Origin of the sequence: Streptomyces sp. NPDC057617 (genome assembly GCF_042800555.1) — a bacterium.
Classification (GTDB): domain Bacteria; phylum Actinomycetota; class Actinomycetes; order Streptomycetales; family Streptomycetaceae; genus Streptomyces.
On the sequence record NZ_JBHVGV010000006.1, the window covers coordinates 481,417 to 493,587 of the forward strand.

6 protein-coding genes and 1 pseudogene are annotated in these 12,171 nt (G+C 69.4%); 3 read left to right on the forward strand and 4 right to left on the reverse strand.

The genetic code is table 11. From position 1 onward, the window contains the following. Positions 1 to 47: 47 nt before the first annotated feature. Entirely contained in the window at positions 48 to 5,123 is a 5,076-nt protein-coding gene (locus tag ACFU9P_RS18415; RefSeq protein WP_384081790.1) for an NAD-glutamate dehydrogenase, read from the reverse strand. A gap of 434 nt (positions 5,124 to 5,557) precedes the next feature. Here ACFU9P_RS18415 and ACFU9P_RS18420 point away from each other — a divergent pair, with 434 nt between their 5' ends. Then, entirely contained in the window at positions 5,558 to 6,124 is a 567-nt protein-coding gene (locus ACFU9P_RS18420; RefSeq protein ID WP_376374285.1) for a DJ-1/PfpI family protein, read from the forward strand. Between the two features lie 127 nt (positions 6,125 to 6,251). Here the strand turns inward: ACFU9P_RS18420 and ACFU9P_RS18425 are convergent, their stop codons facing one another. Together ACFU9P_RS18425 and ACFU9P_RS18430 are read right to left on the reverse strand one after the other, a co-directional pair. Beyond that, positions 6,252 to 6,917, reverse strand: a complete 666-nt coding sequence (locus tag ACFU9P_RS18425; protein ID WP_376374288.1) for an HAD family hydrolase — start codon at positions 6,915 to 6,917, stop codon at positions 6,252 to 6,254. A gap of 97 nt (positions 6,918 to 7,014) precedes the next feature. Further along, complete coding sequence (locus tag ACFU9P_RS18430) at positions 7,015 to 7,521, reverse strand: DUF6912 family protein (protein ID WP_046507231.1); 507 nt, start codon at positions 7,519 to 7,521, stop codon at positions 7,015 to 7,017. Between the two features lie 436 nt (positions 7,522 to 7,957). On the opposite strand from ACFU9P_RS18430, the pseudogene ACFU9P_RS18435 reads away from it, so the two are divergent. After that, positions 7,958 to 8,377 (forward strand): annotated as a pseudogene (locus ACFU9P_RS18435) (Rv3235 family protein); the annotation flags it as partial. A 134-nt stretch (positions 8,378 to 8,511) separates the two neighbouring features. Here the strand turns inward: ACFU9P_RS18435 and secA are convergent. After that, the gene (gene secA / locus ACFU9P_RS18440) at positions 8,512 to 11,340 is read right to left on the reverse strand and encodes a preprotein translocase subunit SecA (RefSeq protein WP_376374294.1); all 2,829 of its coding nucleotides are present in this window, start codon (positions 11,338 to 11,340) and stop codon (positions 8,512 to 8,514) included. Between the two features lie 240 nt (positions 11,341 to 11,580). Here secA and ACFU9P_RS18445 point away from each other — a divergent pair, with 240 nt between their 5' ends. Next, on the forward strand, positions 11,581 to 12,153 hold the full coding sequence (locus ACFU9P_RS18445; protein WP_384081795.1) for a GNAT family N-acetyltransferase: 573 nt from the start codon (positions 11,581 to 11,583) through the stop codon (positions 12,151 to 12,153). Positions 12,154 to 12,171: the final 18 nt, after the last annotated feature.

The following is a 12,171-nucleotide window of genomic DNA, read 5'->3' on the forward strand; positions in this document are numbered from 1 at the left end:
CCCATGTACAGCTATACGTACGCGTATATACGTACGCGTATCAGCTATCAGCTATGCGTACGCAGCAGCGTCCGCATCGTGCGCATCGCGACCGACAGATTCGCCAGATCGAACGCGTCCGACCCCTGGATCTCCTCCAGCGTCGCCCGCGCCCTGGACAGGATCGCCGCGTTCTTCCCCTCCCACGCCGTGAAGCGCTCCGCCGGCGTCGAGTTCCCATTGCCCACGGTCAGCACATCCGCGGTCAGCGCGGCATGCGCCGCGTACAGGTCCTCGCGGATGGAGGCGCGGGCCATCGACTGCCAGCGGTCCGCCCGCGGCAGCTCCACGATCCGGTCCCTGAGCTGGGTGATCCGCAGCCGCTCCCCGAGGTCGTAGTACACCTCGGCGACCGAGAGCGGGTCCTGTCCCGTACGGTCCGCGATCGCCACGATGTCCAGCGTCGGGAAGGCGGACGAGAACCCGGCGACCCGTACGGCCAGTTCCTCCGGGACCCCCGCCTCGGTCAGCTCCGCCAGAATGCGCTGGTACCACTCCATCTCCGCACCGCGCAGCATCGTGGGCAGCTGCGCCCACACCCGCTCGACACCCGCCGCGAAGAACTCGATGGTGCCGGTGATCTCCAGCGGCTGCGGCCGGTTGCCCAGCAGCCAGCGCGTACCGCGCTCGACCAGTCGGCGCGAGTGCAGCCTGATCCGGGTCTGGACGTCCGCGGGGACCTTGTTGTCCAGCGCCTCCACCGCGTCCCAGACCGCGTTGAGCCCGAAGATGTCCCTGGCCGAGGCCTGTGCCCGGACGATCTCCTCGATCGACGCCCCGGTCTCCTCGCGCAGCCGGTGCAGGAAGGTCGAACCACCGCTGTTGACGGTGTCGTTGACCAACACCGTCGTCACGATCTCCCGGCGCAGGGCATGCGAGTCGATCCGCTCGGGGAACTGCTCGCGCAGCGCCGAGGGGAAGTACGCGTGCAGCAGCTTGCGCAGATACGGGTCGTCCGGCAGGCCGGTGTGGATCAGCTCCTCGGCCACCGTGATCTTGGTGTACGCGAGCAGCACCGCCAGCTCCGGCTGCGACAGGCCCCTGCCCGCGCTCAGCAGTTCACGGATCTGCCGGTCGGTCGGCAGGAACTCCAGCGCCCGGTCGAGATGGCCGTCCCGCTCCAGCCTGCGGATGAACCGCTGGTGTGCGTGGAGGAGCGACGGCGCCTGGGAGCAGGCGTTGGCGAGGGCCGTGTTCTGCGCGTAGTTGTTGCGCAGCACCAGCGCGCCGACCTCGTCGGTCATCTCGGCGAGCAGCTTGTTGCGCTGCTTGACGGTCAGATCGCCCTCGGCCACCAGACCGTTCAGCAGGATCTTGATGTTCACCTCGTGGTCGGAGGTGTCCACGCCGGCGCTGTTGTCGATCGCGTCGGTATTGACCCTGCCGCCGGCGCCGCCCGCGCCGCGCCGCGCGAACTCGATCCGGCCGAGCTGGGTGAGCCCCAGATTGCCGCCCTCGCCGACGGCCTTGACCCGCAGCTCCTCGCCGTTGACGCGGATCGGGTCGTTGGCCTTGTCGCCGACATCGGCGTTCGACTCGGTGGAGGCCTTGACGTACGTACCGATCCCGCCGTTCCACAGCAGGTCCACCGGGGCCTTGAGGATCGCCTTCATCAGCTCGGCGGGGGTCAGCTTGGTGACCCCGGGCTCGATACCGAGGGCGTCACGGACATGCGCGTTGACGGGGATCGACTTGGCGGTACGCGGGTGGATGCCGCCGCCCTGCGACAGCAACTGCTTGTTGTAGTCCGCCCACGAGGAGCGCGGCAGCTCGAACAGCCTGCGGCGCTCGGCGTACGAGGTGGCCGCGTCCGGGTGCGGATCGAGGAAGATGTGCCGGTGGTCGAAGGCCGCGACCAGCCGGATGTGCTCGGACAGCAGCATCCCGTTGCCGAACACGTCACCGGACATGTCACCGACGCCGACGACCGTGAAGTCCTCGGTCTGGGTGTCGTGGCCCAGCTCGCGGAAGTCCCGCTTGACCGACTCCCACGCCCCGCGGGCCGTGATACCCATGCCCTTGTGGTCGTAACCGGCGCTGCCACCGGAGGCGAAGGCGTCGCCGAGCCAGAAGTCATAGGCAAGCGCGACCTCGTTGGCGATGTCCGAGAAGCTCGCGGTGCCCTTGTCGGCAGCGACGACGAGATACGTGTCGTCCTCGTCGTGCCGGACCACATCGGCCGGCGGCACGACCTCGCCCGCGACCATGTTGTCCGTGATGTCGAGCAGCGCCGAGATGAAGATCTTGTACGAGGCGATGCCCTCGGCGAGCCAGGCGTCCCGGTCCACGGCCGGGTCGGGGAGCTGCTTGGCGACAAAGCCGCCCTTGGCGCCGACCGGCACGATCACGGTGTTCTTCACCATCTGCGCCTTGACCAGGCCGAGCACCTCCGTACGGAAGTCCTCGCGCCGGTCGGACCAGCGCAGCCCGCCACGGGCGACCTTGCCGAAGCGCAGATGGACGCCCTCGACGCGCGGTGAGTACACCCAGATCTCGTACGCCGGGCGGGGCGCGGGCAGATCGGGGATGGCCTGCGGGTCGAACTTCATCGACACATAGCTGTGATGCCCGCCGCCCTGCTTCTTCCCGCCCTGCTTGTCCCTGTCGTCCTTCTGCTCACGCTTCCCATCGGCGCCCTGGAAGAAATTGGTGCGGAGCGTGGCCTTGATGAGGGTGAGGAAGGACCTGAGGATCCGGTCCTCGTCCAGGCTCGCGACCTGGTCGAGGGCGCCGTCCAGCTCCTCCAGCATCGCCTCCGTCAGCTCCGTGCCGGCGCGCTGGCGCTCCGGCGCCATCCGGGCCTCGAAGAGGGAGACCAGCAGCCGGGTGGTGTGGACATTGCTGCGGAGGGTGTCCTCCATGTAGTCCTGGCTGAAGGTCGTGCCCGACTGGCGCAGGTACTTGGCGTACGCGCGCAGCACCATCGCCTGCCGCCAGTCCAGACCGGCGCGCAGGACAAGGGAGTTGAAGCCGTCGTTCTCCGCGGCACCGGTCCACACCGCCGCGAAGGCGTCCTGGAAGCGCTCGCGGGCGTCATCGGCGAGATAGTCGCCGTCCGCGCCGCCCAGCGGCATCCGCAGCCCGAAGTCGTAGATCCAGGCGATCGTACGGTCGGTGCAGCGCAGCTCGTACGGACGCTCGTCGACGACCTCCACCCCGAGCCGCTGGAGCACGGGCAGGACGGCGGAGAGCGAGACCTGCTCGCCCGAGCGGTAGATCTTGAAGCGCCGCTCGCCGGGACCGGCGCCGACCGGCTCGTACAGCGAGAGCGAGAAGTCCGACTCGGCCTTGTTGAGCGCCTCCAGATGCACCAGGTCCGCGACGGCGGCGCGCGGCGAGTGGTCCGCCTTGTACCCCTCGGGGAAGGCGTTGCCGTACTGGCGCAGCAGCTCGGCGGCGCGCTCCTCGCCGCATTCGGCGTTCAGCGCCTCACCGAAGGCATCGCTCCAGGAACGGGCGGCCTCGACGAGCCGGGCCTCGATCCGCTCGGTGTCGGCGTCGGTGAGCTTGGCCAGCTCGGTGCCCCGGGGGACCCGGACGACGAAGTGGAGCCTGGAGAGGATCGATTCGGTGTTCCACGCGGTGAAGTCGACGCTGGAGCCGCCCAGCTCCTCCTTGAGGATGTCGACCAGCCGCAGCCTGACCCCGGTGGTGTACCGGTCGCGCGGCAGGTAGACAAGGGCCGAGTAGTACCGCCCGTACTCGTCCTGGCGCAGATACAGCCGCAGCCGTCTGCGCTCCTGGAGGTAGAGCACGCTGGTGACGATCGAACGGAGCTGGTCCACCGGCGTCTGGAACAGCTCGTCGCGCGGATAGGTCTCCAGGATCTGGAGCAGATCGCGGCCGTCGTGGCTGTCGGGCGAGAAGCCCGCGCCTTCCAGCACCTCGGCGACCTTGCGCCGGATCACCGGGACCCGCCGTACGGACTCGGTGTACGCGGCCGAGGAGAAGAGCCCGAGGAACCGCCGCTCGCCGACGACATTGCCCTTGTCGTCGAACTTCTTCACCCCGACATAGTCGAGATAGCCGGACCGGTGAACGGTGGAGCGGCTGTTGGCCTTGGTGAGGACGAGCAGCTTGTGCTCGCGGGCCTTGGCACGGGCGTCGGCGGGCAGCCTGCTGAAGGACGGGCTGACCGGATGGTCGTCGTCCTCGCTCTGCCGCGGGTCGGAGCGCAGAATGCCGAGACCGGTGCCGGGCACGGCGGACAGGGCGTCCGCGTCCGTGAGCTGGTACTCGCGGTAGCCGAGGAACGTGAAGTGGTCGGCGGCGAGCCAGCGCAGCAGCTCGCGCGCCTCCTCGACCTCCTGGTCACGCAGATCGTCGGCGGTCGGCTCGGTGGGCAGCTCCTCGGCGATGCGCAGCGCGGAGTCGCGCATCTTCTTCCAGTCCTCGACGGTCTCACGGACGTCGGACAGGACACGGAGCAGATCGGCGGTCATCTGCTTGAGATCGGCGCGGTCGGTCTCGCGGTCGATCTCGACATGGATCCAGGACTCGGTCAGCACATCGTGCGGCCGGTCCACGGCGGTGGCGGTCGCCTCGGGGAGCACCTCGATGAGCTTGCCCGTGACATCACGGCGTACGACGACCTGTGGGTGGATCACCGCGTGGATACCGCGGCCCTGACGGGACAGCTCATTGGTGACGGAGTCCACCAGGAACGGCATGTCGTCGGTGACCACCTCGACCACGGAGTGGCTGCACGTCCAGCCATTCTCCTCGACCGTCGGGGTGTGCACCCGTACGCTGGCCGTCCCCTGCGGGCGGTGCCCCGCCAGCCGGTAGTGCGAAAGCGCCGCGCCGAGGATGTCGACCGGATCGCGGTCGGAGAGGTCCTCGGGGGCCGTGTGCAGGTAGTAACGCTGGAGGTACGCACGGAGCGCGCCCTGGCCGTCGAGACCGGCACCGCCGCCGGGCACACCTGGGGCGCCGGCGGGCGCGCCGTCACGGAGGCCGGTCGCCGCCTCGTCCTCCCGGGGGCCGCCCCCGAGCGCCCCGGTCCACCCCGCCGGGCTGTTCTCAGCGGCCCGGGCCGCCTGTTCCAGCAGCTCAGCCTTGGCTTCGTCCAGCTTGATCTGCATGTCCTCTGACTCCTGTCGCGCGCCATTGCGTGACGTTGGTGAAGGATGCGACGCAACGCCACGACGCGGGGTTTCCGGTCGAGGTCGACGTTATGCCGCGATGAGAGATGTCCGGGGTGTTATTGGCCAATTTTGGTGGTCGGCCCGGACCATGGCGATCAGCGATCGCCCGGACGCTGTGGCGCTCCGGGCACGGGCGGGAGGCCTCACTGCCCCCACGGCATATCGCACTGATCACCGCCCAAGGCTATATCCCCTCACCGGGAGGCCGTCATGAGCCGCATGTGCAAAAGACGGCGCCCAACTTTGACACTCTGGACAGCGACACGGACCGCGCCGACCGGGACGGGAAGCGGCCCACGGGACGACACTGGTCGACATATGGACAGATCTCGACAGATGGACGGATCGACCCACCCCTTCCGGGAGCAGTCATGACAGCCAAAGTTCTGATCGTCACCGGCGACGCCGCCGAGTCCCTCGAAGTCCTCTATCCCTATCAGCGTCTGCGCGAGGAGGGGTACGAGGTCCATATCGCGGCCCCCACCCGCAAGAAGCTCCAGTTCGTCGTCCATGACTTCGAGCCCGGTTTCGACACCTACACCGAGAAGCCCGGCTACACCTGGCCCGCCGACCTGGCCTTCTCCGAGGTCGACCCCACGCAGTACGCCGCCGTCGTCATTCCGGGCGGCCGCGCCCCCGAGTATCTGAGGGCCGACGCGGAGCTGCGCAAGATCCTCAAGTCCTTCTTCGACGCCGACAAGCCGGTCGCCCAGATCTGCCACGGCCCCCTCCTCACCGCCGCCCTCGGCGAGCTGGCCGGCCGCCGGGTCACCGCGTACCCGGCGCTGGAGCTCGACATGCAGGCCGCCGGAGCCACCTTCCAGGACGCCGAGGCGGTGGTGGACGGCAATATCGTCTCCTCCCGCGCCTGGCCCGACCACTCGGCCTGGATGCGCGAATTCCTCACCGTCCTCCGAGCGACGGCCCCCGCCACCTGACCCGCCCGGCCCGCACCCGGCAGCCTCAGCACCTGTCCGCCTCGCCCGGCCTGCGGCGCCTCACGGCGTCACAGGCTCCGCCCGCCGGTGGCCCTGTGCAGCGGCTCCTGCCCGGACGCCCGGCTCCTCACAGGCTCTGCGCCGTGGCCACTGCCTCCGCCAGGGTGTCCACCACCGGGACACCCACCGCTTCCAGGCTGGCCCTGCTGTTCGTCCCGCCGGTGTAGAGCACGGCCCGCGCCCCCACATGCGCGGCCGCCACCGCGTCGTCGACCGCGTCGCCGATCACCACCGTGCGCTCGGCGGATATCGCGCCCGTGCCCGCCAGCGCGGTCAGATGGCGCTCCATGTGCAGCGCCTTGCTGCCGCCCGACGGCCCCGTGCGCCCGTCGACCCGGACGAAGTGGCGCTCGATCCCGTACCCCCGCACGGTCGGGACCAGCTCCTCATGCCCGTACATGCTCAGCAGCGACTGGCTGCGCCCGGCCCGCCGCCACTCCTCCAGCAGCTCCTCGGCCCCCGCCGTGAGACCGCAGTGCACGCGCCGCTCCGTGTAGTGCCGGTGGAAGGTCTCGTCCATGACGAGCCACTCGGCATCGCTCGGCAGGCGCCCCATCAGCCGCTCGTAGAACCGCGGGATCGGCACGCAGTACAGCTCTCGGTAGCGGTCCAGCGTGATGGGCTCCAGCCCTATCTCCGCGAAGGCCGCGTTGGTCGCCCCGATGACCGCTTCGATGTCGTCGAGAATCGTGCCGTTCCAGTCCCAGACCAGGTGTGTGTTCTGCTTCCCCATGGCAGAAACCGTACCGGCCGGGTCCGACAACGGCCCGGACCGAGCCCTGCCTGTGGATAACTTGCCCCGGCGCTGCCCCGGCGCGCGGCGCCCGCGCTCAGCCGATGAGGTTCGGGATCTCCTGGACCCCGTACCAGAGCAGCTCGTGGTCCTCCGCGCCGTCCACCGTGAACTGCGCGTCGTCGTCCCCGTGGTCCGCCGCCCCCAGTGCCGCCGCAGCGGCTGTCACGTCCTCGTCCGCCTCGTCCGAGTCGACATGCACCGCCGCCGCCCGGGCCAGCGCGACCGGCGAGGCGATCCGGACCTCGCCCAGCGTCGCCGCGTCCAGCCCCCGGTCCGGGTCCGACACGGCCTCCCGGTCCGGCACGTCCGCCGCGAGGACCACCCGGCGCCGTCCGACCCCGGGATCGGCGGCGAGCAGCCGGAGCGAGGCGGCCGCGGCCCGGTTCAGCGCCGCGTACTCCAGCTCCTCGATGTCGTCCGAGACGTACCACTCCCGCAGCCCCGGGGTCACCGCGTAGGCGATCAGCGGCCCCGGACCCACTTCGCCCGTCTTGTACGCCTCCGCGAGTCCGGACAGGGTCAGGGGGACATAGACGCGCATGAGGTGGCCGCTTTCATCGTCGGGAGAGCACTCAAGGATACGTCCGGGAGTCCCTCTTCGGAGTGATGCTCAGGGAGTCCCGGAGCGTCCACCGAGAGCCGCGCCCCACCCCGCACTCCCGCCTACGGCCGCCCGCCGGTCACTCGGACAGGTGATTCCGGCGCACCGTACCCCGATGGCGTACCCGCCTTGCGGGCGTCGCCCCAAGCCCCGTAAAAGATCCCCCAACACAAGTTACCGACCGGTATCGGACCGGACGGGCAGAACGGGGGCGATCTGCATGCATGCGACCGACACGACCGACACCACGACACGCACTGGCACCACCAGCCAGACCGGCATCACCAGCCGCACCAGCACCACCACACGCACGAACTCCACGACTCCCACCCGTACCAGGGCGGACCGCGCGGCGGCCAGGACCGTCGCCGCACCACGGCCTCCGGGCCGCCGCGACCCGCGCAGGCCCGGCACCGTACGCCCGCAGCGGCGCCGCCCGCCGGCCCCGCACGAACTCTTCGCGGAGCGTCTGCTGGCCGTCCTCAGCGGCCACCGCCCGGTCCACTGGATGCTCGGCCGGACCATCGGGGAGGCGTACGAACAGCTCGTCCGGCTCGCCCCCGGCACCCCGCTCAGGGCCCGGGGCGCGATCCCTGTCATCCGTACCTGCCACGGCTCCCAGCCCCGGCCGGGCGTGGTCGAGGCCTGCGCCAGCATCGCCGCGGGCGATCAGATCCGCGCCATGGCCTTCCGGCTGGAACAGAGCGCCGACCTGCGCTGGCGCTGCGCCGCCGTCGAACTGGGCGGCGAACCCGGCGTACGTACCGACGGCCGGAACCCGAACGGCACACCGTGAACACCGTGCCATGAAGCCCAAGGCACGAAGCGGCACAGGGCACAGGAACGGGCCGGGGCACGCATAGCACATGCGCACCCCGGCCCGTATCCCGACTGGCTGGTCTTCCTGCGACGGTTCTTTCTGCGGCGGCCTTACTTCTTGCGGCGCCGCCCGCCACCGCCGCCCTTCTGCGCCTTGCGCCGCTCGGCCCGCGTTAGCCCGTCCGTCGTGGACCGCGTCGGCCCTTCCGCGTTCTGGAAGTCGCCCTCGACGATGCCGCCCTCGCCGTCCACCGTGGGAGCGGAGAAGTGCAGCCGGTCGGGCCGCTGCGGCGCGTCGAGCCCCTTCGCGCGGATCTCCGGCCTCGGAGCGCCAGCGGCCACCGTGTCCTGCTTGGCGAGCGACGGACGCGCCGCCGCGTCCTCCTCCACCGGGACCTCCTCGACCTGCTGCTCGACCTGGACCTCCAGGTTGAACAGATAGCCGACGGACTCCTCCTTGATGCCCTCCATCATGGCGTTGAACATGTCGAAGCCCTCGCGCTGGTACTCGACCAGCGGGTCCTTCTGTGCCATCGCGCGGAGGCCGATGCCCTCCTGGAGGTAGTCCATCTCGTAGAGGTGCTCGCGCCACTTGCGGTCCAGGACGGAGAGCACCACGCGCCGCTCCAGCTCACGCATGATGTCCGAGCCGAGCTGCTTCTCGCGGTCCTGGTACTGCTCGTGGATGTCGTCCTTGATGGACTCCGCGATGAACTCGGCGGTGATCCCGGCGCGGTCGCCGGCCGCCTCCTCCAGCTCCTCGATGGTGGCCTTCACCGGGTAGAGCTGCTTGAAGGCGCCCCACAGCCGGTCCAGGTCCCACTCCTCGGCGAAGCCCTCGACGGTCTCGGCCTGGATGTACGCGTCGATCGTGTCGTCCATGAAGTGGCGCACCTGCTCATGCAGGTCCTCGCCCTCCAGGACGCGGCGGCGCTCGCCGTAGATGACCTCACGCTGCCGGTTGAGGACCTCGTCGTACTTCAGGACGTTCTTACGTGTCTCGAAGTTCTGCTGCTCGACCTGCGACTGGGCGGAGGCGATGGCCCGCGTCACCATCTTGTTCTCGATGGGGACGTCGTCGGGCACATTGGCCATGGCCATGACGCGCTCGACCATCTGCGCCTTGAACAGCCGCATCAGGTCGTCGCCGAGCGACAGATAGAACCGCGACTCGCCCGGGTCGCCCTGGCGTCCGGAACGGCCGCGGAGCTGGTTGTCGATACGGCGCGACTCATGGCGCTCGGTGCCGAGGACATAGAGCCCGCCCAGGTCCTTGACCTCCTCGAACTCCGCCTTGACCGCCTGCTCGGCCTTCTCCAGCGCGGCGGGCAGGGCCGCAGCCCACTCCTCGACATGCTCGACGGGGTCGAGGCCGCGCTGGCGCAGCTCCGCCTCCGCCAGATCGTCGGGGTTGCCGCCGAGCTTGATGTCCGTACCACGGCCGGCCATGTTCGTCGCGACCGTGACCGCGCCCTTGCGGCCGGCCTGGGCGACGATCGTCGCCTCCCGGTCGTGCTGCTTGGCGTTGAGCACTTCGTGCTGGACACCGCGCTTGCTGAGCTGCTGCGAGAGGTACTCGGACTTCTCGACCGAGGTGGTGCCGACCAGGATCGGCTGCCCCTTGTCGTGCTTCTCGGCGATGTCGTCGACGACCGCCGCGAACTTGGCGACCTCGGTGCGGTAGATCAGGTCGGACTGGTCCACCCGGACCATGGGCCGGTTCGTCGGGATCGGCACGACGCCCAGCTTGTAGATCTGGTGGAACTCGGCGGCCTCGGTCATGGCCGTACCGGTCATACCGGAGAGCTTGCCGTAGAGGCGGAAGAAGTTCTGGAGGGTGATGGTGGCAAGGGTCTGGTTCTCGTCCTTGATGTCCACCCCTTCCTTCGCCTCGATCGCCTGGTGCATGCCCTCGTTGTAGCGGCGGCCGGCGAGGATACGGCCGGTGTGCTCGTCGACGATCATGACTTCGCCGTCGATGACGACATAGTCCTTGTCGTTCTTGAACAGTTCCTTGGCCTTGATGGCGTTGTTCAGATAACCGACGAGCGGGGTGTTGACCGACTCGTACAGGTTGTCGATGCCCAGCCAGTCCTCGACCTTGGCGACACCCGACTCGTGGATGGCGACGGTGCGCTTCTTCTCGTCGACCTCGTAGTCGCCGGTCTCGTCGATGCCCTTGAGCGGATTGCCCGCCTCGCCCCTGGTCAGCCGGGTGACGAGCTTGGCGAAGTCGCCGTACCACTTGGTGGCCTGGTCGGCGGGGCCGGAGATGATCAGCGGCGTACGGGCCTCGTCGACCAGGATCGAGTCGACCTCGTCGACGATCGCGTAATTGTGGCCGCGCTGGACCAGTTCCTCCCGCGACCACGCCATGTTGTCGCGGAGGTAGTCGAAGCCGAACTCGTTGTTCGTGCCGTACGTGATGTCGCAGGCGTACTGCTCACGGCGCTGCGCCGGAGTCATGTTCGCCAGGATGCAGCCGACTTCGAGGCCGAGGAACTTGTGGACGCGGCCCATCATCTCGGAGTCGCGCTCGGCCAGATAGTCGTTCACCGTGATCAGGTGGACGCCCTTGCCGGACAGCGCGTTCAGATAGGCGGGCAGCGTGCCGACGAGGGTCTTGCCCTCACCGGTCTTCATCTCGGCGACATAGCCGAGGTGCAGCGCGGCGCCGCCCATGAGCTGGACGTCGTAGTGACGCTGGCCGAGGACGCGCTTGGCCGCCTCACGAACGGTCGCGAAGGCCTCGGGGAGCAGGTCGTCCAGGCTCTCACCGTCGGCGAACCGCTCCTTGTACTCGGCGGTGAGCGCCCTCAACTCGGCGTCGGAGAGGCTCACGAAGTCCTCTTCGATGGAGTTGACCTGGTCCGCGATGCGGTGCAGTTTGCGCAGGATCTTGCCTTCGCCTGCACGCATGAGCTTGTTGAAGACGGACACTGAGGTTGGTCTCCTTGCCGGTCGGGCCGGGCACGTGGGTCGGATACGGACACGGGCGCGGGCACGGCAGGCGGGCCCCACCGCAACGGCCATCGTAAGCGAGGACCCGCCCGCGCCGGGAGGGCCGCCGTCACGCCGGCCTGCTGTCACCCGCAAAGAGAACGCGCGGAACCGGCCGAAGGTGCCGGTGCCCCGGGAAAAGTACTCGTGATAAGCGGCACGCCTCGGCAGAATCCGGGCATGGAACCCCTCATTCTCACCACCGGGCGGCTGCGGCTGCGCGTGCCGGAACCGGCCGACACGGACGCGGTCCTCGCGGCCTGCCAGGATCCGGACATCCAGCGCTGGATACCGGTCCCGTCGCCCTACGAGCGGCGGCACGCGGAGGACTTCGTCGCGCGGATGGTCCCGGACGGCTGGTGCCGGGACACCGAGTACACCTTCGCCGTGGAGCCGCTCGACGGCGGCCCGCTGATCGCCGCGATCAGCCTGCACCACCCGCGCTCCGGCGTCTGGGAGGTGGGTTTCTGGACGGCCAGGGAGCACCGGGGCCGCGGCTTCATGACGGAGGCGGTGACGGCGGTGGCCCGCTGGGCCTTCACGGCGCTGGCCGCGGAGCGGCTGGAGTGGCGTGCCGAGGTCGGCAACACGGGCTCGCGGGCCGTCGCGGAGAAGGCCGGGTTCATGGTGGAGGGCGTCCTGCGCGCGGGGCTGCTCAACAAGGGAACGCTGCGTGACTGCTGGATAGCGGGGCTGCTGCCGTCCGATCTGGGGCTGCCGAGCGCGCATCCGTATCTGCCGGCGCGCGGCTGACTGTCAGTGGCGCGGTCT